Source organism: Streptomyces sp. GLSS-08, assembly GCF_056387915.1.
This window is the reverse complement of the sequence record NZ_JBWJAQ010000032.1, coordinates 33,028-55,130: the sequence shown is the minus strand read 5'-3', so window position 1 is coordinate 55,130 and position 22,103 is coordinate 33,028. Positions and strand designations below refer to the sequence as shown.

The window sequence follows — 22,103 nt, the reverse complement described above, 5'->3', positions numbered from 1 at the left end:
CCACCCACCCCCACCCCACCCCCACCAAACAAACCACCCAGTCTCATTCAAGAGCGACCCCAACCCCCACACACACCCAACCCAAACCCCCACCACCCACCCGAGACACCCCCCCATCAGCAAGTGAAGGCCCGGCGACGTCAGCCCGGCGGAGCCTGATGATCGCCCGCAAGCGCTGCGCGTATGCCAACCAGGCCGTACTCGAAGGCGCGGTCGACGTCACCCCCGAGCCCGTCCAGGCGCGGCAGTTCGTCCCAGGCAGGGCCCGTGCGCGGATGGCAGATGACCTCCACCGCCGGGCGGTCGTGAAGCACCAGGCGCGGGGCGCCGCTCCAGTCGAAGCAGGCCCGCAGGACCGTCTCCCGTTCGGCGACGGACTGCCAGGCACGTGCGAACCGGCCCGCGTCCAGCGGCCCGCTCCAGTCCCAGGTGAACTGCTCCACGTGCCCGCCGCGGGCGTCCTGATCCTCGACGGCGGCCCAGAGCAGCGCCTGCTGATGCCCGCTCAGGGCGAAAGTGTCGGCCGCGGGTGGTGCCAACAGGTCGGCCAGCAGGTCGTCGATGAGCGGGCCGCCGACCGTGGCCCGGGTACGCGGGGTGAGCCGCAGGACGCGGCGACAAAGGCGCCCGGTGTCCGCTTCGGCGTCCAGGGTGACGTCGTATGCCCGGTGGCGCTCGGCGACACGGGCCGCGAGCGCCTGAACGATGCCCGTCTGCCGGTCAGAACTACTCATCCGTTTCCCCGGGCACCGTGCCGAACGGCGCTGGCACAGCAGCCGGCTTGCGGTGTCCCGGCCCGGTGGGTGTCGTGGTCGAAGGGTGTCGGCCGTGGTCGGCGGTACAGGGCACCCGCCGCTCACCGCTTCGGCCGCCGCCGTCCCGGGAAATCGATGACGCGGGAGTCCGGCGACCGCAGCTCCGGCTCCAACTCCGGCAGCGGTTGCGGCTCCAACTCTGGCTGCAAATGCGGTGAGGGTGAACGCTCGGGTTCGCGGGCGGGTGCCGGGGCCCCGGTCCCGGCCGGCGGCGCCACTGCGGTGTCCTTGCGGTGCGCCTCGCTGACCCAGAAGCCTCCCTCGACCAGATGGGTGGCAAAGGCCCACCGGCCCGCGCTGTCCCCGGCGAGGCGGGGCTCTCCCGCCTCGCCCCACCCGAAGCCGACCGCCGAGAACCGGCGCCGCATGCCGTCTCCCAGCGCCTTGGTGTACGCCTCCTTCAGCGTCCACAGGCGCAGGAACCGCTCGGTGCGCTCGGGTTCGGGCAGGGCCGCGAGCATGGCGGCCTCCTCGGCGGTGCAGACGTGCTCGCGCAGCGCCTCCAAGGAGACCCGGCGCCCTGCGGGTTCGGCGTCGACACCGACGGGCCCGGTGCGGCTGACGCCGACCACGATCAACTCATCGGTATGGGCCAGGCTCACTTCCAGGTCCGCGCCGAGCCCCCGCAGCACAGGCCGCCCGCCGGGCAGGTAGGCCAGGTCGAGCCGGGCGGCGGGAATCTGCAGAGCGGCGGCAGCCGTGTGTTTGACCACCACCCGGGAGACGGCCAGGCTCAGCCGCCCGGCCGGGGCCGGGTGCTGTCGGTAGCGGGACCAGTCACGGCCCAGCAGGGTACGCAGCCCCGGATCCAGCAGGGCCGGTGTCAGCCACTGACCCCAGGTCGTGTACACCACGGCCCGGCCGCTGTCCTCGATCCGCTCCTGGACCTCGTCCCACGGCCCGTCCGGCCCCGGAGCATGGCACGGCGGCAAGAACACCGGCACGGGCGCGGACGCGGGTGCGGAGGACACCGACGCGCGCCCGGGCGCAGGTGCGGGTGCGGGTGCGGGGGACGCCGACACGGACACAAGTGCGGGCGCGGGTGCGGACGGTGCCGACGCGGGCGTGTCGGCACCGTCCACACCGCTCCCGCCCACGCCAACGCCCCTGCCAACGCCTACGCTCCCGCCCACGACAACGCCAACGCCCCTGCCAACGCCTACGCTCCCGCCAACGCCCACGCTTGCGCCCACCCTTCCGCTCCCGTTCCCTTCCACGCTTGCCCTTCCTCCCCCGCTTGCGCTCACCACGGGAGCCTCGTCGAGTACAGGTCGCAGTCCATGCCGTTCTTCGCGCGCCGGGCCAGCTCGTCCCACACGCCGGGCCGGGTCTGGGGCATGTGGTCGGGCAGGGGCAGGGCGAGCCGGCCGGTGATCCGTGCCAGTGCCAGCAGCGCCCAGTCGGTGTCGCCGAGGAAGGACTCGGGGGTCGCGGCCGCCGCTTCCCGCACGCCCAGCACGGCGGCGGCCAGCACCAGCAGTGCCTGACGGTCCGCCAGCGCGCGTGCCGCCGGGTCGGCGGGCTCGTACACGGGGGCGGCCGCGCAGGCGACCCGCAGCGCCCGTTGCTCGGCACTGAGCCGGCGGCCCAGGCGGGCGAGCGCCACGGTGCCAACTGTGCCGGCGGCGGCGAGCCGTTCGGCGGCAGCGGGCAGGGTCGCCGCAAGGGCCTGCGGGCTGTGGGTGCCCGGCGCCGCGGCCAGGGCGGCCTCACCGATCCTGAACAGCGCCGTCGGCTCCCCCTGCCGACCCGGCGCGGAGCTGTCCGCCGGGTTCAGCCCGCGCACCAGACGGGCCTGGGCGGCGCGGGCAGCCGTCCAGTCGGCCCCGGCGAGGGCCCGGTCGTCAAGGATCTTGGCCAGGGTGCGCCGTTCGAGCGTGTCGGCGTCGAACCCGCACTCGTTCAGCACCAGTTCGAGGTCGCCCAGCAGTTCCCCCAGCAGCAGCGGCACGAGGTATCCCACGACAGCGGCCAGCGGCGCCACGCCGTGCGGGGACGGGTCCGGGTCCGGGTCCGGGTCCGGGATGTGCGTACCGGACCCTGCCACGTCCTGCCCAGCCGCGTTCGGCAAAACCGCGTCCTGCCCCGCCCCGGGGCAGGAGCGCAGGGCCAGGGCCGTCAGACACTCGCAGGCCAGCAGGTCCGCAAAGACCGCGGCCAGAACCGGCTGCCACTGCCCGGCACCGGGCTCGTACCTGCTCAGACCGTCCACGATACGGGTCGCGCCGCGCAGGACACCGGCCGCCGAGGCGAGCAGCGCGGCAGGCCCCAGCAGCGCGGCTGCCGTGTGCGGCACGACTGCGTGCAGCAGCGGACCGGTGCCCCAGGCATGAGCCAGGGCCAGATCCCGGCGCAACAGCGGGCGCAGAGCGCGGGCGAGCTCCCAGGGCGGCGGCGCCTTCCCGGCCACGGTCAGCTCGGCGGGCGGGGCGGGCAGCGCGTCATGGCCCGCCGCCCACAGGGCGGCGCGGCCATAGGGATTGGCGCGGTCCCGGGGATCACCCAGCAACGCCTCCAGACGCACCGCATACTGCACCGCATCCCACTCCCTGCCCCCCGCGTCCGGCCCGTCCACCGCACCCGGTGATTCGTCCACCGCGTCCCACGGGCGGTCTGCCGCGCCCCGGGGCTCGTGCCCCAAGCCCGGTGCCTCGTGCGCCGCGCCCAACCCGTCCACCGCGCCCCGTGGTTGGCGCGCCGCGCCCAACGGCGGGTGTGCCGGTCCGGTGGCGGTCGTCCCCGGGTGCCGGCCGGCATCCGGTAGGGGCCGGGTCGGGGCCATCACCGATCTCCTCCTCGTAGTGGCGGTGCTGCACCGAACGGTCGGTTCTGCGGCGGAGCTCATCGCAGTCGGCGTACGGCGCTCTCGGCGTGCCAGCGCGCCAGGCCGAGGGCCTCGGTGCTCGAGCGTCCCAGCCACTCACGCACGTGCCTGCGGGCGTCGAGGAGCACCGCGCCCTCGCCCAGGACGGCCTGGACGGCGCTCTCCTTCAACATCACCTGGTGGACTGAGACGACCCGCACTCCGCTCTCGTCGGGCTCAAGGGACCATTCCCCGTAGTGCGCGGCAACCGGATCGGGCATCACGGTCGCCTTGTGGACGATGCGTCCCGCGGCCGGGAAGCACAGGCGTACGGCCTCGGACACGAGCGTGTGCCCGGTGTCCGGGGCGCAGGTGTGCAACACCGTCAGCTGCACACCGGGCTGGTCCTCGGTGACCTCCGCCCGCTCGACCTCGGGGACCAGGTCCACCCAGTCCTCGATGCGGTACAGGAAGTCGTACACCAGCTCCGGGGAACCCGAGACATAGACGCTGTCCTCGAAGGACAGCAGCAGTTCATCCAGCCGGTCCCAGCGCTCCGCGGTCTCGCGCAGCGCCGCCAGCTCGCTCTGCACATCCTCCTCGAGCGCGTGAGCCGCCCCCGCCGTCTCCCAGGGTTCGTGCGGGCGCTCATGACGCAGGCTCAGCAGGCACCGGCCGGCACCGTCAGGCACCACGCTCCACACACCGGTGGCCGGTGCACCGGTCAGCAGCGCATCACGCACCTCGAACTCGATACGGCGCTCGCCGGGGCGCAGCACACGACGGACGAGCGCGGAACGAACCTGACCGTACTGCAGGCACCACGACCGCAACTCCTCCTGCACGCCGTCGAAGCCCAGGCGCTCGACGTGGACGTAGGACGGCAGCAGGACCGGCCAGCGCGGAGCATCGGCAAGGAGGCCGTACACAACCCCGGCAGGAGCCGCGACCGGGACGGTGTGCTGAGCATGGAGCACTCGACGCGACGCCATGCACGACCCCCTCCTCCAGGAATCCCCGAATCCCCAACACTGCACAACGCCCCCTGAGCCGCACTCGAGCCCGGCCGGAGACAACCCGCGACGACACGGCCTCAACCACCGGAACCCACCGGCACGGGGCTCCCGCGGGCATCAGCCCACGGGGCCCGTCGGCGCAGGCGCGGGCACCGCGGGCACCGCGGGCACCGCGAGGGTGGAACGCGGGCTCCGGCCCCCCGAGAACCCCGGCCTGGACGTGACGGAGAATGACACCTGGCCCGCGCCGTGCCCGACGAGATGGGTGCCCGGCCCGGCGGGGGTAGGTCCCCTTCAGGGGGCCGGGCGGGTACGCCCTGCCCTCGATGCAGAGGAAGGGCCGGGCGGGCGCCGGCCGGGAGAGGGGATCCCCGTGGGGACGATGATCGGCACGCTGGTCGCGGTTGTCATCGGCGCGCTGCTCCAGCACGTCAGCCAGGCGCTCGCCGACCGCCGGCAGCGTGCCGAGCGGCGTCGGCAGGCGCTCATGAGTGCGGTTCCCGCGCTCGTCTCGGCGTTGGCCGGCTACCGGCGCCACCATTACCTCAAGGTGGACGCCATACGGGACGGGCAGCCCGACACCCCCGACGCCCGCCGTGAGCGCTGGCAGGCCCGCACCGCCGTCACCGAAGCGATGTCACACCTGAAGATGGCCGTCCGTGATCCCGCCGTGCTGGACCTCGCCGGCCGCGCCGTCCGCACCTCCTTCGCCCTGTCCGACTCGGCCACTGCCGGGCAGCCGCTGGACGAGCAGCGGGTGCAGCAGGCAGCCGAGCGCGCACGCACCGCCCACACCGCGTTCGAGGACGCTGCCGCCGCTTACCTTTACGAGCGCCTTTGAGCGGCGCGCGGGCCGCCTCCGCGCCCGCAGGACTTGCCCGCCGGACTCGCCCGCCGAGTCGGCAGTCCCGCACCGCCTGCGCTGTCGTACGCGCAGGCGGTGGAGCGGGGCGCCGGCCGGAGGGCGTTGCGTCAGGTGCGGGAGCCGAAATCGGGGGTGGTGGGGGGCCGTCCACTGATGTTGGTGATCAGTTCGGCACACAGGTCACGGAGTTTGATGTTGCGGTGCTGGGAGGCCGAACGCAGGGTGGTGAAGGCTTCGGCGGCGGTGCATCGGCGCTGGCCCATGATCACGCCCAGGGCCTGGTCGATGACGCTGCGGGACTGCATGGCGGCCTGTAGCTGGAGGGTGAACTCCTGGGTGTCGCCGATTCGCTGTGCGACGGCGATGCCGCCCGCCGCCTGGGCCGCGAGCGAGCGCAGCGCGGTGCGGTCGTCGTCCTCGCAGGCACCCGGCGCGCCGAAGTACAGGTTGAGCGCTCCGGCCAGGCGGGTGCGAGCGGCGATCGGCAGGGAGAGGGACGAGCGGATCCCGCACGCGGCGGCGTAGGCGGGATAGTCGCCCCAGCGGCTTTCGCGCAGCATGTCCGCGACGGTGATCTCCGTGCCGGTGCGCAGGGACTGCAGGCAGGGGCCGTCGTCCTGGCCGTACTGCTTCTCGTCCAGCTTCGACGCCGCGGGCCCGGTACTGACAACCGTGACGGGCCGGCCGTCGCCCTCCAGCGTCACCCCCACCCCCTCGGCCCCGGCAAGTTCCAGGGCGGCGTCTGCCAGCGTCTGCAGGAAGTCCTCCAGCGAGTCCGTCTCCAGCAGCCACTGCGTGATGCGGCTGCCGTCGTATGCGTCATCGGCGATCATCATGTGTCCTTCGCAAGGCCTGCGGCCCCTTCGGATGAGTCTTCGGAACATTTGGTACGCATGCGGTGTGGCCAGGCCGGCCGCGCGTTCGGTACGCATCCCGTGCCGCCGGGACCGACCACGCCCCCCGTCCCCGCATCCCTCTCCCCTGCTTCCGGTGCCCCACTGCCCTGAACGGTGTGACTCATCGGCACGAGACACCTCCGCATCCCCGAGTACCACGCCGGGCCCGACGGAACCCCCCGTACCCCACCGTGCCGCCACCGCACGGAGCGGACGCACCCCCCGTCGTGTCGTCACCGGGCGCAACCGCCGCCCACGGGCCGCCGCGGTGGCACCGTGGGGGGGGTGGGGCGGGCCGACCAGGACCGGGACGGCGTGCCGGGCGTCTCCCACCGGCGTAACGTCCATAAAGGGGCGCGCGCGGGCCAGCCCTGCGTCCCGCGCCGGATGCACCTGAAAAGGGCGCAGGGACGGTTGCTGCCGTCCACCCGATCCGTCCCGCGATGCTGGAGGTGTCCTGTGACCGGCGCGGGTGATCCGACCGCCGCCGAGCGTGCGCTGGATACCGAGATCGCTCAGACGGTACGCCAGACCGGCGCGTCCGTCGGCGCCCTGTACCTGCTCGACCCGCTCGCGCCGCAGGACCAGGTGCTGTGGCTCGCCGTGCTGTGCGGAGCACCGGCCGAGTTCGCCGCGCCGTGGGCACGGGTGTCACTGAACGCTCCGGCACCGGTGGCCGAGACCGTGCGTGAGCAGCGGATCGTCTGGATCGGCAGCCAGGATGAGCTGGCCCGCTCCTACCCCCGTACCGCGATGGCACTGCCCTACCCGCTGGTGCTGGCGGCGGCGCCCGTCACCGGGGTCCGGCGCCTGGGTGCGCTGCTGCTGATGTGGCCGCCCTCCCGTCCGCCGTACATGACCGGCCGCGAGCGTGGTCACATCTCCTCGCGCTGCCGACGCCTGGCCCGGCTCCTGGAGGAAGCCGCCGAGCAGGACCGGCCCGCGGTGCGGCGTAAGGGGATGCGGGTCGTCACCGCCGCCGGCGGCCCGTCCGCCAGCCCGGCGACGGCCGCCGCCGACTTCGTGGAGCGGCTGCCCGGCGGCAGCTGCGCCCTGGACCTGGAGGGACACTTCGTCTATCTCAGCTCCGGGGCCTGTGACCTGCTGGGGGGGGAAGCCGGGCGTCTGCTCGGCACCCTGCCGTGGCAGTCCCTGCGTTGGCTTGACGACCCCGCCTACGAGGACCGCTACCGTGCCGCGGTACTCAGCCGCGAACCCACGACGTTCACCGCCTGCCGTCCCCCCGACCAATGGCTGGACTTCCACCTCTACCCCGACGCCAGCGGCATCAGCGTACGCATCGTGCCCGCCGGGACACAGCAGCCGCCCGTACCGGGCTCCGCCCGCGCGGCAGCGACCGTCACACCCGCGCGGGCCGGCCCCCTCTACCAGCTCACCCACCTCGCCGCCGCACTGACCGAGGTCGTCGGCGTCCAGGACGTCATCGACCTGATCGCCGACCAGGTACTGCCCGCCTTCGCAGCACAAGGCCTGGTCCTGTCCGCCGCAGACGCCGGACGGCTACGGATCACCGGCCACCGCGGATACGACGCGCGCACCATCGAACGCCTGGACGGCCTGCCCCTGGACACAGGTTTCACCCCGGCCGGGAAAGCACTCAGCGACGGCACGCCCGCCTTCTTCGCCAATCCGCAGGAAATGCAGCACCTGTACCCCCAAGCCCCGATTGTCAGCGGAAAACAGGCCTGGGCCTTCCTGCCGCTGATCATCTCCGGCCGGCCCGTCGGCTGCTGCATCCTGTCCTACGACCACCCCCACACCTTCCCGGCCGAGGAACGCGCCGTCCTGACCTCACTGGCCGGGCTCATCGCCCAGGCCCTGGACCGCGCCCGCCTGTACGACACGAAGCACGAACTCGCCCACAGCCTCCAGCAGGCGCTGCTCCCCCGCGCCCTGCCCCCCATCAACGGCCTGCGAGTTGCCGCCCGCTACCTGCCCGCAACCCGGGGCATGGGCATCGGTGGAGACTTCTACGACCTGATCCGCCTCTCGGACAGCGCCGCTGCCGCCGTCATCGGAGACGTCCAGGGCCACAACGCCGCCGCGGCAGCCCTCATGGGCCAGGTGCGCACAGCCATCTACGCCCACGCAACCCTCGGCACACCCCCCGACCAAGTCCTCGCCAGGACCAACCGGCTCCTCACCTACCTGTCCCCCGACCTGCTCACCAGCTGTCTCTACACCCACCTCGACTTCACCCACCGACGCATCACACTCGCCAGCGCCGGCCACCCACCACCCATCCTGCGCCTCGTCGACGGCACCGCCCGGCCCCTGACCGTTCCTCCTGGACCACTCCTGGGCATCGATCCCGACGCCGACTTCCCCCTCACCCACATCCCCCTCACCCCCGGCCTGACCCTCGCCCTCTACACCGACGGACTCATCGAAACACCAGGCACGGACCTCGAAGACTCTCTCAACACCCTCGCCCAGCACCTCTCCACCGCCGACACTGGGGACCTGGACCTGCTGATCGACGACCTCCTCGAAAAGACCAGCACGACCGCCCAACGCACCGACGACATCGCCCTCCTCGTACTCCACCACCCGCACGCCCGCACACCCGTGGCCCCGCTTGTCACAGGCCGTTCCGCAGACGGTGTTCCATGACCTGGCCTGACGCCTGACCGGCGCTCCGCTCAGCGAGCACGGTCGCACCCCAAGCGAGAGGGCACAGCGTGCCCGAACACCGCAGAAGGCCTGCCAGCGTGAGAGCTGTCGCCTGATCCGCGCTGGATCGTGTCCCATCCGGGGTGCTCGGGTCTCTACTGTTGTCGGTCCCCGAGCAGGCTGCGGTCAACAGCAGCACGAGCAGGACGGGCGCCGGGGCGTAACAGCCCATGGGGGGACTCTCCTCGGGGATACGCGTCCCGGCCTGAGCCGGCAAAGCGTTGCGGAACCTAGCGGACAACCCATCCTCCACAGCGAGGGCCCACACCGTCGTGTGGTTCATCGGGCCGACCTGGCAAGGTACCTGCCATCTCGACCACTCGACCGCGGCGGATCTCGGGAGCTGCAAAACGCGGACATGCAAGAACCCCGTCAGCGGGCTAGGGGCGCGGCTCGCGGTGCCAGTCAGCAGGCGTCGTACTTCCAGTCGCCGCCCTCCATCACCCACGGCTGCCCCTGCTGGTCGAACTTCGGCAGACCCTCGACCTTGTACGAGACGCGCGCCATGCCCTCCGACACCTTCGCCGTCACGCCCGTCGCCGGGTGCCCATCCCCGTAGTCGGCCGATGCCCGATCGACGACGGCCCTGTACACCTCCAACGCGACGTCCTTCTGGCAGCGCTGCGAAAGGGTGTCGTACGCGATGTCGGCGTCGCCCTCGAAGTAGGCGTCGGTGTTCATGGCGGTCGGGAATGAGGGCACCGGCGCCTACTCGGCATGCAGCGGAATCAGGACCGCGTCGACGCCCAGCCGGGCGAACAACGGATTGAACAGCGCGGGCACCTGCGCCTGGCAAACTGGATCGCCGATCGCGGCGTAGTTCCTCGTCGTGCCGTTGATGCCGGACGGCCTCGCTGGCCCGAACCATCATCCGTCTCCTCCGCCTGCGGCGAATCGGCAAACCCACCGGGCCGGAATCGGCTGCACGACCCCATGACGCGTCGGTCGTCGAGCTCAAGAGTGGCAATTCAACGGCGAGGGCGGTGACGTCCTGACGCGCAGGCGCCTGGGCTTGAGTCTCCACCAGGGGGAGATGCAAGGGTTGGTGCATGGACGGCGAAACGCTCTACTCGATCGGCGACCTGGCCCGGCGAACCGGGCTGACGGTCAAGACCATCCGCTTCTACTCCGATCGCGGGATCGTCGAGCCCACCGACCGCAACCCGGCAGGCTTCCGCCTCTACAACATCGACGCCGCCGCGCGCCTCGACCTCGTGCGGACCCTGCGCGACCTGGGACTGGGCCTTTCGACCATTCGGAAGGTCCTGGACCATGAGCTCTCGCTGCCCGAGGTCGCTGCGGCGCACGCCGACGCGCTGGCGGTCCAGATTCGCACTCTGCGCCTGCGGCGCGCCGTGCTGACGACGGTGGCCAAGCGCGGGTCCAGCCCTGAGGAGATGGATCTCATGCACAGGCTTGCCAAGCTTTCCGAAGACGAACGCCACCGCCTGATCGGCGGCTTCCTCGGTGCCACCTTCGGCGGTGTGCACAACGCCCCGGTCTTCGCGGCGATCGGGCGCTCGATGACCCCTGAGCTCCCGGACAACGCGCGGGCGGAGCAGGTGGAGGCGTGGGTGGAATTGGCTGAGCTCTCTCAAGACTCCGCCTTTCGCGCCCATATGCGGCGCATGGCCGAGGACGAGGCGGCCGAGCAGGCCCGGAGCAGTGTCGGCGGGCCGGCCCGCGACCTCATCGCGACCACCCGCGATCACGTTGTCCCGGCCCTCACAGCCGACGTCGCCCCGACCGCACCCCCGGCCGATCAGGTCGTCGCGGCATTGACGGCCCACTACGCGGACGTCGTCGGCGCCCCCGACGACGTCCGGCTGCGCCGTCGGCTCATCACCAGGTTGGAGACCGCGAACGATCCTCGCCGGGAGCGGTACCTGGAGCTGCTCGCAGTGATCAACGGCTGGCCGGCCCCAGAAAGCCTCACCAGCGTCTTGGACTGGACCGTCCAGGCTCTGCGCGTCCGGACTCCGCACTGAGCGTGTCATGAGCCGTCCCGAGCGCAGCTCGCGCCGATGTCAGAGGACGTTCGGTTCGCATCGGTCACACCTTGACGGGACCCGACATGCCGCGTTGGCTCGGATCAGGCAGAACGTCACCTGGCGGGCTCATCCGGCACGATCCACGGCGATGACTCCACGCAGGACCGAACGCTGAACTCCCGCCCCGGACACGGCCATCACTGCCGATCCACCTCTTTGTGTAGCCGTTGCTAGAAGTGGCGGTTGAAGAACTCCCATCGGTACCCGGCCGTCGAGGTCATCCCTGGGTTTCCCTCGCCTCGGCGTTCAGCTCGGCACCGACTGCTCGTTGAGATCGGGGATGACCTCCACCGCTTGGCTGACACTCGGGGACTGAGAGTCGCGGGCCGCTACGAGCTACCGTCGGGGTTTCCGGCATCGCCGAGTGGTGGTGACGTACTCGTCCGACGACAACTCGAACACCCGTACCCGCCGCCCGCAGGTGGGACTGACGGTCTCACGGAACGGATGCATCCCCAGTTTGACCATGATCCGTTCAGAGGCGACGTTGCCCACTTGAGCGATGCTGACGATCCGCTCCAGCCCTCGCTCGTCGAACCCGAACCGCACGGCGGCCGCAGCGGCCTCGGTGGCCAGGCCCTGCCCCCAGTGGGAACGTCCCAGCCGCCAGCCGACCTCAACCGCCGGCAGTACCTCCGGCAAGAAGTCCGGCACCGAAAGGCCGGTGAACCCGGCCAGCTCGCCAGTGGACCGGATCTCCACGGCGAACAGGCCGAAGCCCCGCGACTCCCACTCGCTCTCCCATGCCCGGATCCCGCCGCGGGTCTGTTGTTCGTCACGGACGCTGCCGTCACGGATCCACCGCATGACCTCGGGGTCGGCATTGACGGCAACCATGGGCGCAACGTCTTCCTCGCGCCAACGGCGCAGGATCAAACGGGGAGTCGCAAGGGTGACCATCCAATCATTCTCAAGCACGAACGAGCTCTCCGTCATGCTCATGAGGCACTTTCGGTACACGCCCTGGCTCGTCCAGGGGCAGACGGATGGCTTCGAGCTCGAGGTCAGCTGGCAGCGCAACGACAAGTGGGCGGAGGCCACGAACCTCTGTGCCCCAGAGGTTCGGCATCGGTGCAGACGACCCAGCAGCGGCCCGCGGCCCGCAGGTTGGACGGGGGCTGAGTATGCAGGATGTCGGGTGTTCGAAGAGCGGTTGGGTGTCGCCGAGCCGGCCGGAGCGGACCTGCCCCCTTCCGAAGTCCCGCGCGATGTTTGAGCCGGAATGCGACGTCACCCGTGAGCGGCAGGGGTGCAGTCGCAGATCTGCCAGCCACCTCTCGATGAGACCTGCTGGACTGATCGCGAAAATACAGCGCCTTTCACAGGACGGAACGTCATGACGGCAACCACCACGACTTCAGTCGACGACAAACTCTTGCCTGCTCGGTCCTCGCTGACGGGGTGGCTGGCCGTGGTCTCGGTGATGCTGGGAATCTTCGCCATCGTCACCACCGAGATCCTGCCGATCGGTCTGCTGACCTCGATCGGATCCAGTTTCACCGTCTCGGACGGGATGGCTGGACTGATGATGACCATGCCGGGCTTCCTGGCGGCGATCGCCGCTCCACTGGTCACCGTGGCCACGGCACGCTTCGACCGCCGACTGATGCTGTGCGCCTTCGTGCTCCTGTTGGTACTGGCAAACTTTCTTGCCGCCGCGGCACCCGACTACTGGCTCGTACTGACCTCCCGGATCATGGTCGGGATCACGATTGGCGGCTTCTGGTCGATCGGGGCCGGGTTGGCGGAGCGACTGGTGCCACCGGCCTCGGTCGGCAGGGCAACCGCTGTGATCTTCTCTGCCGTCCCGCTGGGATCCGTCCTCGGCGTGCCCGCAGGCACCCTCGTCGGAGATCTCGCCGGATGGCGAACGGCCTTCACCCTCATGGGAGCTCTGACGGTCGGCGTACTGATCATGCTGCTCTTGTTCCTCCCGCCGCTTCCTCCGGTCCAGGCCACACGGCTGGGTGTCCTGGGCAGCACGCTCCGCAGCGTCAGCACCCGCTTCGCACTCCTGCTGACGTTCCTGGTTGTACTGGCTCACTTCGGCACCTACACCTACGTGACACCATTCTTGGAACAAGTCACCCACGCCAGTGGCGGTCTGATCACTGCATTCCTGCTGCTCTATGGTGCCGCTGGCATCCTCGGCAACTTCCTGGGCGGCGCCTGGGTGGCCCGGTATCCGCGGAGTGTCTTCGGGTTCGCCGCCGCCCTGATCGCCGCGGTGACCCTCCTGCTTCCAGCGTTGGGCAGTTGGGAGACCGGCGCAGTGATGCTGCTGATCGTGTGGGGCTTCGCGTACGGCGCCGTACCGGTCGCGTCGCAGGCCTGGTTCTCCAGGGCGGCACCGCACGCCCCGGAAGCGGCATCGGTCCTGTTCACCGCTTCCTTTCAGGCAACGATCTCGATCGGTGCACTCGTAGGGGGAGTCGTCCTGGACCGCAGCTCTCCGTCCGCAGTCATGCTGCTGGGCGGTTGCACCGCGGTTCTCATGGTTCTGGCAGTAGGGGCACGCCTGGTCGGGCCGGACTGCGACGAGCGATCCTGAACACACCGAGCCGATTCATTCCAGAGCGGTCCCCTGGGCGGCGGGGGGCCGGCCGTCAGGCCTGGGCCGGTGCGCTTCCGCCGGACGTGTCAGCGACTTGGGCGGCCCGGGCCCGTCGGAGCGCTCTCCTCAGCCCCACCAGCGCGGCGGCCGTCCCGGCGCCCACGGGAACGACCGGCCAGTACGCGACGCTGTTCCCGAAAGCCGCGCACACGACGAGCACGACGATCGCCGCCATCCCGACGCCGAACCCGGATCCCGCTGGTCCCAGCCGGTGCTGGCGCTCCAACCGTGCCCGGCCGCTCAGGCCGGCCAGGTACGCGGCGGCGGTCACGGCGAGAGCGATCAGATACCCCATGATCAACGGATAGAGCACGACCAGCGTGATGTCCCATCCCCCTGGATGCCAGCCGGGCCACACATCACGTCCGTCGATCTCCACGACCCGCCCGTGCCACAGGCCCGCCTCGACCCGCTGTCCCTCCTGGAGGTCGTTCACGGAGTCGTCCGGGACACCGTCCACCGTCGTCGTCTCGTCACCGACGCGCACTTCGACCGTGTACTTGGTGGTGACGACCCAGACGCCGCTGCCGCCGTCCTGGCCTCCGCCGCCTCTCCCACTCGTCGTGTGGGACGTCAGGTTCGTGATGACGGCCTCGGCCGTGTGCAGCGTCCCGTTCGACCGTGCGTGCGCGACGCCCGTCTCCTCGTAGGTGCGCACGGCGAGCAGCAGGATCAGGGCAGCCATGACCAGGCGGAACGCCCAGCGCAGCGCGTGTCCTCGCACTGTCCTGGGCCGCATCGTGCCCGGTCTCGTCCGCGGCGTCGTGTCGTCGGTCTGCTCCTGCGTCATCGAGCCCCCCGCCTTCCAGGTCGGGGACAGACGAAAGCCGTCCCACCGGATGACACGCCACACCGCTGAGTATGGTTGCGGTCTGCCGCCCGGCCGTGACCGCGTCACCGATGGTAGGTGTCCCAGGCCGTCGACCCGGTGGGCGCGCGTTTCGCGAGGTACCACCCGGTACCGGATGGCACGGGCCATACCCCGAGCGACTGCGCGACGGCGGCACAATGCTCGGTCCGGCTACTCATGGGGACTGCCCGCAGCGGCTAGCGGGCGAGACCGGCTGAATCGTCGTACGCCGGGCTGTGTCAAGGGGGATGACCACCGTTCGATACGGGCACCCGTCGTACTGATCTCTCGGTGGAAGCCTGGCAAGGTCGTCGGCAAGCCAATGATCCGGCCGCGTCCGTCAGCCACGCCCCAGGGAGAACACGCATGCACCGCAAGCGTCTTGCCGCAGCAGTCCTGCTCACCGCCACCCTCACCGGGAGCCTCGCTCCCGCGGCAGCGGCCCACGACGCCCACCGGCCCGACCCGGTGCAGCGGCAGCTGAGTCTTCTCGTCGAGGAAGACGGAGTGCCGGGTGCCCTCGCGTATGACGGCAGGGTGACGCGTACCCTCGGCGTCGCGGACCTGGAATCGGGCCGTCCGATGGTCGGTGCGCAGGGCAGGTTCCGGCTGGCCAGCAACACCAAAGCGTTCACCGCGGCGGCCGTGATGCGCCTGGTGGTGGATGGGCGGATACGACTGGACGACCGCGCGGGCACCTATGTACCGCAGCTCGCCCACCGCACCATCACCGTACGGCAGTTACTCAAGCAGACCAGCGGTCTGCCGGAGTACTCCGCGCTGGTCGACTGGAGTCGGCCCGGAACGCCCGAGGACTACCTGGCCCTCGCGCTGAAGGAGAAGCCCGTGTTCGAAGCCGGTACCGACTGGGGCTACTCCAACACCAACTACCTGGTGCTCGGGATGGTGATCGACACGGCCTCGGGAGTCGACTTCCGCACATACATCGATCGCACGGTCGTGCACCCGTTGCGCCTGGACGACACCTACTGGCCCGCGCCGGGCGAGTTCACCCTGCGGGGGCCGCATGCCCGCAACTACGGGGTCCACCCCGCGCACCCGGAGGCGGGCCGGGTGGATGTGACCGAGCTGCCCGGGTACGAGTTCGGCGCGTCCGGCGGGCTCGTGTCCACGCCCGAGGACCTCAACGCATTCTGGGACGGCTTGTTCGGCGGGCGCCTGTTGCCCGGCTGGGCGGTAGGCCTGATGACCCGGGACACCACCGATGTCGGTGGCCGCGACGTCTACCCACCGGGCAGCCGTTACGGGTACGGCGTCGCGTCGATCCCACTCAGCTGTGGCGGTTCCTACTGGGGCCACGGCGGCGATCTGCCGGGTGATTCGGTGGGTGGCGGGCGGGCCACGGGCGGCCGCGGCACCGTGACCGTCTACACCACGACGTGGGCGGCCGAAGGGGAAAGCCTGCGCCACCTCCAGGGAGCCGTGGACGCGGCCCTGTGCGTCAAGGGCCGGTAGGCCGCGGCCGCCATGCAGGTTCCTCGACGGCGCCGGTCCGGACGCGTGGCGGTGGCCGGCCGCGGAGGGCACCATGGCCTCGGTGCCGCCGGGCGTGGTGACACGGGCACGGAGGTGAGCGCGTCTTCGTCCTCACTGCCGAACAGGCCCTACTCAGGGCGGGGTTGAGTACGTGTGCTCATACCCGGTGTGCGCCGCGCGGCGAGTATTGCCCCAACGGCGCAGCCAAGAGCGCCGGCTTCATCCAGTAGGACCGAACAGGGGAATCTCTTATGTCGCGCCGTATCGTTCTGTCCGTGGCTGCCGGTGTCGTCGCCCTCGGAGGTGCCGGAGCCTTCGCCCTCGCCCACGCAGGGGAACAGCCTCCTTCCATGGCGCACAGCACTGCCCGCTATGCCGCCCCCGAGGGCGACCGCGCCGGTTCACTGACCTTCACCACCGACGTCACGGCGTCCTCCGGCGTCAAGGATGTGAAGGTCCTGGCCTGGCCGGCGGACTCGTCCTTCACGAAGGACGGGCTGACCGCCAAGGACATGGCTGCCGCGGAGTCGGCCGTCTGCAAGCCGTCCGGTGAGGACACCGTGCACTGCACCTACAAGGTCACCGTCACCCGCGCCGACGCCGAGGCGTCCCCGCGCGGTGTGTGGCACGTCGCTGTCCTCGCCACCGCCGCGGACGACGACACGACGCTGGTCACCAAGGCCACCGACTTCACCGTGGTGTGATCCACACGCGCGTGCGATCGTGGGGCGCGTGCCGTTGGAACCACGCGCCCCCTCCTCTCCCGGCTGAGGCGCCCTGATCGGGCGACAAGCCGACCCGGGTCAGGGCTGGTGGTCGGCGACGTACCCGCCCGGGTCGTCCACCCGCTTCAGCGCCGCGACCGTGCCCTTGTCCGTGGCTGCCGATGCGTCTGGGGACAGAGACTCAACCGCATCACGATCTCCAGAACGTCGCCGCGGCTCTGACGTCGAAAACGGCGCTTCAGGGGCGGGGCTTCAGCACCTCCAGAGCGCCGGTCTGGGTGTCGTAGCTGCGCAGAGTGGTGAGCCGGGCCAGCAGCGGCGGCGCCGGCAGCAGGTCGGGGAGCCGACGGTCTGCGAAGGCACCGGCCCGCCGGGTCCGGCCGAGGGTGACGTGCGGACTCCAGCGCCCAGGTTCGTGGAACGGGTTGAGCGTATCGGGTGGGCTGTCCGAGGCCACCGCCTCCCACACCCGGCGGTGCAGGCCGACCAGGGCGGAGTCGGGATCCAGCCCCCAGGCCAGCACCGAGGTGGGCCGCTCGAAACGGACCACGCCGGTGAACCGCACCGGCAGCGGCAGGGCGGCGGCCACCTCTGCGAGTTCCCAGCGAATCGAGGCGGTCAGCTCCGGGCAGGCAGCCAGGGTGAGGTGCGGGCTGTTGGTCGGTGAGCGGTGGCGCGCCTGACTGGACAGCCCCGCGTCCGCGAGCCGCCGCCAGGCCTCCCGAACCGCCAGCTCCGCCGCCTCGTCCAACAGGAGCTCGACCGTGCGCACCGCCGCAGCCTACCGGCGATCGCCTGCGGTTCCGCCACCGGCAGGGCCGTCGGGCCGGGAGTTCCACCGGGTCCCGCGGTCCTTCTCCTCGACAGCGGTCCGACGCCATGTGACGGCGAGCGATCTTTCACAACAGGAGGCGACCACAGGCCCGCAGTCCCGTTCAGGCGCCGACAGCAGTGACACCGAACATCAGAGTCCGGCGACTGACGTCGTAGTGCACGGTCGGTGTGCTGCGCAGGAGGTCCTGGAGCACGTCGGCGTCGTCGACGTCAACGGTCAGTACCTCTTCCCAAGCGCCCTCATCGAGTACGAGTTGCAGGGTGAGGGTGCCGCGGGCAGCGGGCTCCCCCGCCACCCAGCTGAACTGGTAGTGGCTGAGTTGGCGCACTTTGATGCTGTCGTCCGTCACGGGTTGCGCAACCTTGGTCGTGGCAGCTCTGGGCATGACATCTCTCCTCGCGTGAGTTGTGGCGGGTGCGCGCAGCGGGCCGTGTCCACTGCTCGGCAGCTGGCAGCTTGAGTGCTCGACATACGCCCCTGCGGGCGCAGGGCATTGAGATCAGACTCGGGAAGATCGGCGGCATCCGCCAGATGAAGCGCGCACTTGGTCGAATCCCACCCCGCGGAAACCATTCTCTGTCCGAACCCCATGTGTGGTTCTTTTGCAGGTCAGGCCTGGTATCACTGCTGGCGCGGGAGTCTTGGTCCGTTGTCGGCCGAGATGCCGTGGGGGTGACGGGTGCCGTCGATGGGGGCCACCGGCACCGCCGGTCCACGGCCGCCTCAGGTCTCCACGAGCGGCGCGTACGCCTCGGGACCAATCCCGAACGTCCAGGCGACGCCGGCCCTGGCCGTCCGGGTCAAGGGCGGTACCCGCAGCCAGTAGGTGCGCCGGGTCCCGTCCGGCTCCGGGGTCGAGTTGAGCACTTCCACCATCACGACCGGCTCGTCGTCCGGCAGGTCGATCCGCCACAGGACACCTGTCTCGTCCCGGTGCACCGGGTGGGCGGCCGAGTCCGTGAGGTAGCGGTCGTAGCCGTAGTGCTCCAGCATCACCCGGCGCAGCTCGGCGTTCTCCTCCAGGCGGATCCGCTCCGGTGTGAGCGTGGGAAGTTCCGCGAGGAACTCCGCCGGTACGGGCATGCCGCGCCAGGCGTGGAGGGCGAAGCCGTCGGGATAGGCGAGTGCCGGGCCACTTCCGCTGTCGAGGCGGCCCGCCTCGTCCCGGTGCAGGGCCGTGGGCCGCTCGCACACCACCGCCACGCGGGAGTACGGCCACCACCAGCCCGCGCTGCGGCACACGGCGGCCACTGCCTCCAGCGGGCCTTCGTCGGGGGTGAACGCGGCGAGCCAGGGGGCGTCGTGCTGCCCGAGCACGGCGTCCAGGAGAAGCAGCCTGATGTCCGCAGCCGCCTTTCCCGTATCGCGGCCCACCAGCTCTTCCAGGACGCCCGTGCGGATCCGGTCCACGAGCGCCTGGGTGGACTCCCACAGGCGCCCACCGGTCGCCGCCCAGTGCGCCGACCAGCCCGTGGCTCCCAACCGCTCGTGCAGTTGCCGCCGTTCGAGCGCCCAGGGCGTGCTGCGGACGGCGTCCCGCACGCCGGGCCCCCGGTCCGGAAGGTCCCGCAGCAGTTCGACGGCCGCGCGCGGGGACCCGGCCCACACCACGCGCTCCGGTTCAGGGAGACCCCCTTGCCGATAAGCCCGTCGGATACCGGCCTCGGCAGCCGGGCGGTCGGCGGGAACGGTTGCCGAGAGCCAGCCGCGCCACGCGCTCATCGCGTCGGAGGACCTGTCCTCCACGGTGGCCCCCACCGCTGTCCCGTCGGCCTCGGTCCTGATCATCTGCCCCTCCGTCATGCGCTGTTCAGTCCGCCACGATCCGCACGGATCCGGGCACGTACTCCCGCTGTCTGATCACCCGGTACCACCCCTGGGGCAGCGCGATCACCGCGTGCTCCTCGTGCACCACCCGTCCGCCCTGCGGAAGGTGCAGCAGCAAAGGCCCGAACGGTCCCGGCTCACGCACCAGTTCTCCCGGTCCTACGACGGCGTGGGCATGTCCGGTGACCTCGCCGAGCGCCAGCACGAGCCGACCCCGCGCGTCGCGCCGCTCCCTCGGTGAACGGGCGACATGGGCCGGCACCGCTTCCTCCGTCACGGGCACGATCAGCACGTCTCCCTGCCGGTACATGGCTTTCCCCTCACCGCCGGGTGCTCGGCGCACCGGCCTCATGTCGACGACCGTAGAGGCGACCACTGACAACGCCCCCCGCGAAGCCGCCCCGCCGACGGGTGCTGTCAGTGCCTCTTGGTAGAACTTCCGACATCACGGACCGCACACTTTTCTTCTCAGGAGCAGCCGTATGACCATTGGTGAACACCTCTCCGCGCTGTACCGGCTGCCCGCCCACGACTTCCCGGGCCCCGAGGCGAAGGTGGACGGCCTTCCCGACGCGGACGCCGTCGCCTGGCGGATCACCGGCGACGTGTACGACGCCGACGAGGACTGGACGGGGGCCTTCGCCCGCTTCTGCGCCGCCGTCGACACGACGCGCGTGCGGGCGTTGATCGTCGGGGCCTGGGAGGAGGCGTACGACTCGGACCCCTCCGACGTCATCGAGGCCATTGTCACCGCCCGGGACCGCTTCCCCGCGCTGCGCGCGCTGTTCCTCGGCGACATGGTGATGGAGCAGTGCGAGATCTCCTGGATCAACCAGACCGACGTCACCCCGCTGCTCAGCGCCTTCCCCGCCCTGGAGGAGTTCGGTGTGCGCGGCGGATCGGGGCTGCGGTTCCCCGCGGTGGACCACGGCGCGCTGCGCAGGCTCGTCGTGGAGACCGGTGGACTGCCCGCCGAGGTGGTGCGCGGCATCGGCGGCAGCGACCTGCCCGCCCTGGAGCACCTCGACCTGTGGCTGGGCACCCCGGAGTACGGCGGCGACAGCGAGGCCGCCGACCTGGCGCCCGTCCTGTCCGGTGCCCGGCTGCCGCGTCTGCGGCATCTGGCCCTGCGCAACAGCGAGATGCAGGACGCCGTCGCCGCGGCCGTCGCCTCCGCCCCCGTCGTGGCCCGTCTGGAGGTGCTGGACCTGTCCATGGGCGTCCTGACCGACGAGGGGGCCGGTGCACTGCTGGGCGGTCAGCCCCTGACCCACCTCAGGAAGCTCGACCTGCACCACCACTACCTCAGCAAGGCCTTCGAGGAGCGCGTCCGGCAGACATTGGAGCCGGCGGGCGTGGAGGTGAACCTGGACCGTGGCGACGCGGACGAGGACACCGAGGACGACGGCACGGTCTGGCGATACGTCGCCGTGGGCGAGTGAGCACACCCCCTGTGACCCGGCCGCCGGCTCTCGCCCGTCCGCGCTTCGCGGTGGTCGGCAACCCGGAGAACCGCCGGGTCTCCCTCTTCGGCGACGCGGTGCGCGCGGCCGGTCTGCCCGGCCCGCGCGTCGTCCCCTGGGTGGACGTCCTGCGTGCCCGGGGAGCGGACTTCGGCTCGGACGAGATCGTCCGCGTCGAGTCGCCCGGTGAGAACGCCGAGGTCGACCGTCTGCTGCGGGGCGCCCAGGACCCCACCCGGGTCGAGGGTTCGGCCCGCTGGTACGCCGGGTTCACCGCCGCGCTGCGCGGCCTGCGCGGCGGCATCCGCCTGGACGACCCCGACGACCTCGCCGCGCTCTTCGACAAACGGCGCTGTCACGGCGTGCTGGACGGGGCGGGCGTACCCGTCCCCGCCTCACCCACGTCGAGTCGGCCGGGTACGCCGGGCGCGCCGGTGCGCGGCTGGGACGACGTACGGACGCTGATGCGTGAGCACCGCATGCCGCGCGTGTTCGTCAAGCCCGCGCACGGCTCGTCCGCGTCGGGAGTTCTAGCCGTCGAGACGGGCGGCGGCGGTCGCGTCCGGGCCACCACGTCCGTGGAACTCACCCCGGGGAACCGGCTGCACAACTCCCTGAAGGTGCGGCGCTACGACCGCGAACAGGACATCGCGGCCGTCGTCGACGCGCTCGCCCCGGACGGCCTGCACCTCGAACGCTGGCTGCCCAAGGCGTCCCAGCAGGGCAGAGCCGCCGACCTGAGGGTCGTGGTGGTGGCCGGCCGGGCCACGCACGCGGTGGTCCGCACCAGCCGCTGGCCGATGACCAACCTCCATCTCGGCGGCCTCCGCGGTGACCTCGACGCGGCCCGTCAGGCCGTGGAGTCGGCCGGCGCGCGCTGGGCCGCTCTGCTCGACGTGTGCGAGCGGGCCGCGGCCTGCTTCCCGCGCACCCTCTGCGTCGGCGTGGACCTGCTGCCTGCCGTCGGCTGGCGCAGAGCCTTCGTCGGCGAGGTCAACGCGTTCGGCGATCTGCTGCCCCGGCTCACCGGCCTGCCCGGCAGCGGCGCCGAGGGCCTGGACACCTACGCCGCGCAGGTGGCGGCCGTACTGCGCGGGCACCCCCGGCCCGGCCTGCCCCACCCGGACAGAACAGGAACCGCCCATGCCTGAT

The 22,103-nt window shown here is 71.2% G+C and carries 20 protein-coding genes; 8 read left to right on the top strand and 12 right to left on the bottom strand.

Features of this window, described 5'->3' with window-relative positions; all coding sequences use genetic code 11:
* Nucleotides 1-140: 140 nt before the first annotated feature.
* From AC0ZLC_RS32795 to AC0ZLC_RS32780, 4 genes are all read right to left on the bottom strand, one after another.
* On the bottom strand, nt 141-734 hold the full coding sequence (locus AC0ZLC_RS32795; protein ID WP_476755572.1) for a hypothetical protein: 594 nt from the start codon (nt 732-734) through the stop codon (nt 141-143).
* Between the two features lie 122 nt (nt 735-856).
* Nucleotides 857-1,786 (bottom strand): 4'-phosphopantetheinyl transferase superfamily protein, encoded by a 930-nt coding sequence (locus AC0ZLC_RS32790; protein ID WP_476755571.1) that lies wholly within the window; start codon nt 1,784-1,786, stop codon nt 857-859.
* 272 nt (nt 1,787-2,058) lie between these two features.
* On the bottom strand, nt 2,059-3,351 hold the full coding sequence (locus AC0ZLC_RS32785) for a hypothetical protein (RefSeq protein ID WP_476755570.1): 1,293 nt from the start codon (nt 3,349-3,351) through the stop codon (nt 2,059-2,061).
* 305 nt (nt 3,352-3,656) lie between these two features.
* Complete coding sequence (locus AC0ZLC_RS32780; protein ID WP_476755569.1) at nt 3,657-4,610, bottom strand: SRPBCC family protein; 954 nt, start codon at nt 4,608-4,610, stop codon at nt 3,657-3,659.
* 397 nt (nt 4,611-5,007) lie between these two features.
* Here AC0ZLC_RS32780 and AC0ZLC_RS32775 point away from each other — a divergent pair, with 397 nt between their 5' ends.
* Nucleotides 5,008-5,475 carry a hypothetical protein gene (locus AC0ZLC_RS32775; RefSeq protein WP_476755568.1) on the top strand — a complete coding sequence of 156 codons (468 nt, stop codon included), beginning with the start codon at nt 5,008-5,010 and terminating at the stop codon, nt 5,473-5,475.
* A 131-nt stretch (nt 5,476-5,606) separates the two neighbouring features.
* On the opposite strand, the gene AC0ZLC_RS32770 is transcribed toward AC0ZLC_RS32775, so the two are convergent.
* Nucleotides 5,607-6,332, bottom strand: coding sequence for a GAF and ANTAR domain-containing protein (locus AC0ZLC_RS32770; protein ID WP_476755577.1), 726 nt, complete (start codon nt 6,330-6,332; stop codon nt 5,607-5,609).
* 522 nt (nt 6,333-6,854) lie between these two features.
* Between AC0ZLC_RS32770 and AC0ZLC_RS32765 the strand changes: the two genes are divergently transcribed.
* The gene (locus AC0ZLC_RS32765; protein ID WP_476755567.1) at nt 6,855-9,029 is read left to right on the top strand and encodes a SpoIIE family protein phosphatase; all 2,175 of its coding nucleotides are present in this window, start codon (nt 6,855-6,857) and stop codon (nt 9,027-9,029) included.
* 465 nt (nt 9,030-9,494) lie between these two features.
* On the opposite strand, the gene AC0ZLC_RS32760 is transcribed toward AC0ZLC_RS32765, so the two are convergent.
* Entirely contained in the window at nt 9,495-9,770 is a 276-nt protein-coding gene (locus tag AC0ZLC_RS32760) for a hypothetical protein (RefSeq protein WP_476755566.1), read from the bottom strand.
* 368 nt (nt 9,771-10,138) lie between these two features.
* On the opposite strand from AC0ZLC_RS32760, the gene AC0ZLC_RS32755 reads away from it, so the two are divergent.
* A complete protein-coding gene (locus AC0ZLC_RS32755) occupies nt 10,139-11,077 on the top strand; it encodes a MerR family transcriptional regulator (protein WP_476755565.1) in 939 nt (312 codons plus the stop codon).
* A gap of 399 nt (nt 11,078-11,476) precedes the next feature.
* Here the strand turns inward: AC0ZLC_RS32755 and AC0ZLC_RS32750 are convergent, their stop codons facing one another.
* Nucleotides 11,477-12,040, bottom strand: coding sequence for a GNAT family N-acetyltransferase (locus AC0ZLC_RS32750; RefSeq protein WP_476755576.1), 564 nt, complete (start codon nt 12,038-12,040; stop codon nt 11,477-11,479).
* A 436-nt stretch (nt 12,041-12,476) separates the two neighbouring features.
* On the opposite strand from AC0ZLC_RS32750, the gene AC0ZLC_RS32745 reads away from it, so the two are divergent.
* Nucleotides 12,477-13,691: an MFS transporter gene (locus AC0ZLC_RS32745; protein WP_476755564.1), complete on the top strand. Its 1,215-nt coding sequence runs from the start codon at nt 12,477-12,479 to the stop codon at nt 13,689-13,691.
* A 55-nt stretch (nt 13,692-13,746) separates the two neighbouring features.
* On the opposite strand, the gene AC0ZLC_RS32740 is transcribed toward AC0ZLC_RS32745, so the two are convergent.
* Nucleotides 13,747-14,544, bottom strand: a complete 798-nt coding sequence (locus AC0ZLC_RS32740) for a hypothetical protein (protein WP_476755563.1) — start codon at nt 14,542-14,544, stop codon at nt 13,747-13,749.
* Nucleotides 14,545-14,970: 426 nt separating this feature from the next.
* Here AC0ZLC_RS32740 and AC0ZLC_RS32735 point away from each other — a divergent pair, with 426 nt between their 5' ends.
* Nucleotides 14,971-16,080: a serine hydrolase domain-containing protein gene (locus AC0ZLC_RS32735; RefSeq protein ID WP_476755562.1), complete on the top strand. Its 1,110-nt coding sequence runs from the start codon at nt 14,971-14,973 to the stop codon at nt 16,078-16,080.
* 272 nt (nt 16,081-16,352) lie between these two features.
* Complete coding sequence (locus tag AC0ZLC_RS32730; RefSeq protein WP_476755561.1) at nt 16,353-16,805, top strand: DUF5707 domain-containing protein; 453 nt, start codon at nt 16,353-16,355, stop codon at nt 16,803-16,805.
* Between the two features lie 259 nt (nt 16,806-17,064).
* Here the strand turns inward: AC0ZLC_RS32730 and AC0ZLC_RS32725 are convergent, their stop codons facing one another.
* The 4 genes from AC0ZLC_RS32725 to AC0ZLC_RS32710 all read right to left on the bottom strand — a co-directional run bounded on the left by AC0ZLC_RS32725 (nt 17,065) and on the right by AC0ZLC_RS32710 (nt 19,798).
* On the bottom strand, nt 17,065-17,598 hold the full coding sequence (locus AC0ZLC_RS32725; protein ID WP_476755560.1) for a 2'-5' RNA ligase family protein: 534 nt from the start codon (nt 17,596-17,598) through the stop codon (nt 17,065-17,067).
* A gap of 163 nt (nt 17,599-17,761) precedes the next feature.
* Nucleotides 17,762-18,046: a hypothetical protein gene (locus tag AC0ZLC_RS32720; RefSeq protein ID WP_358854760.1), complete on the bottom strand. Its 285-nt coding sequence runs from the start codon at nt 18,044-18,046 to the stop codon at nt 17,762-17,764.
* 338 nt (nt 18,047-18,384) lie between these two features.
* Nucleotides 18,385-19,383 (bottom strand): DUF6745 domain-containing protein, encoded by a 999-nt coding sequence (locus AC0ZLC_RS32715; protein WP_476755575.1) that lies wholly within the window; start codon nt 19,381-19,383, stop codon nt 18,385-18,387.
* A gap of 88 nt (nt 19,384-19,471) precedes the next feature.
* A complete protein-coding gene (locus AC0ZLC_RS32710; RefSeq protein WP_476755559.1) occupies nt 19,472-19,798 on the bottom strand; it encodes a hypothetical protein in 327 nt (108 codons plus the stop codon).
* Nucleotides 19,799-19,970: 172 nt separating this feature from the next.
* Here AC0ZLC_RS32710 and AC0ZLC_RS32705 point away from each other — a divergent pair, with 172 nt between their 5' ends.
* Nucleotides 19,971-20,930, top strand: a complete 960-nt coding sequence (locus AC0ZLC_RS32705; protein WP_476755558.1) for an STM4015 family protein — start codon at nt 19,971-19,973, stop codon at nt 20,928-20,930.
* Nucleotides 20,927-22,102: an STM4014 family protein gene (locus tag AC0ZLC_RS32700; protein WP_476755557.1), complete on the top strand. Its 1,176-nt coding sequence runs from the start codon at nt 20,927-20,929 to the stop codon at nt 22,100-22,102. Before AC0ZLC_RS32705 ends, AC0ZLC_RS32700 begins: the two co-directional genes overlap by 4 nt.
* Nucleotide 22,103: the final 1 nt, after the last annotated feature.

Excerpts from the sequence above, each read along its gene's own strand:
- AC0ZLC_RS32795 (WP_476755572.1), bottom strand. The coding sequence starts at position 734 with ATGAGTAGTTCTGACCGGCAGACGGGCATCGTTCAGGCGCTCGCGGCC.
- AC0ZLC_RS32780 (WP_476755569.1), bottom strand. The coding sequence starts at position 4,610 with ATGGCGTCGCGTCGAGTGCTCCATGCTCAGCACACCGTCCCGGTCGCG.
- AC0ZLC_RS32770 (WP_476755577.1), bottom strand. The coding sequence starts at position 6,332 with ATGATCGCCGATGACGCATACGACGGCAGCCGCATCACGCAGTGGCTG.
- AC0ZLC_RS32760 (WP_476755566.1), bottom strand. The coding sequence starts at position 9,770 with ATGAACACCGACGCCTACTTCGAGGGCGACGCCGACATCGCGTACGAC.
- AC0ZLC_RS32755 (WP_476755565.1), top strand. The coding sequence starts at position 10,139 with ATGGACGGCGAAACGCTCTACTCGATCGGCGACCTGGCCCGGCGAACC.
- AC0ZLC_RS32750 (WP_476755576.1), bottom strand. The coding sequence starts at position 12,040 with ATGGTCACCCTTGCGACTCCCCGTTTGATCCTGCGCCGTTGGCGCGAG.
- AC0ZLC_RS32745 (WP_476755564.1), top strand. The coding sequence starts at position 12,477 with ATGACGGCAACCACCACGACTTCAGTCGACGACAAACTCTTGCCTGCT.
- AC0ZLC_RS32740 (WP_476755563.1), bottom strand. The coding sequence starts at position 14,544 with ATGACGCAGGAGCAGACCGACGACACGACGCCGCGGACGAGACCGGGC.
- AC0ZLC_RS32735 (WP_476755562.1), top strand. The coding sequence starts at position 14,971 with ATGCACCGCAAGCGTCTTGCCGCAGCAGTCCTGCTCACCGCCACCCTC.
- AC0ZLC_RS32730 (WP_476755561.1), top strand. The coding sequence starts at position 16,353 with ATGTCGCGCCGTATCGTTCTGTCCGTGGCTGCCGGTGTCGTCGCCCTC.
- AC0ZLC_RS32720 (WP_358854760.1), bottom strand. The coding sequence starts at position 18,046 with ATGCCCAGAGCTGCCACGACCAAGGTTGCGCAACCCGTGACGGACGAC.
- AC0ZLC_RS32715 (WP_476755575.1), bottom strand. The coding sequence starts at position 19,383 with ATGAGCGCGTGGCGCGGCTGGCTCTCGGCAACCGTTCCCGCCGACCGC.
- AC0ZLC_RS32710 (WP_476755559.1), bottom strand. The coding sequence starts at position 19,798 with ATGTACCGGCAGGGAGACGTGCTGATCGTGCCCGTGACGGAGGAAGCG.
- AC0ZLC_RS32705 (WP_476755558.1), top strand. The coding sequence starts at position 19,971 with ATGACCATTGGTGAACACCTCTCCGCGCTGTACCGGCTGCCCGCCCAC.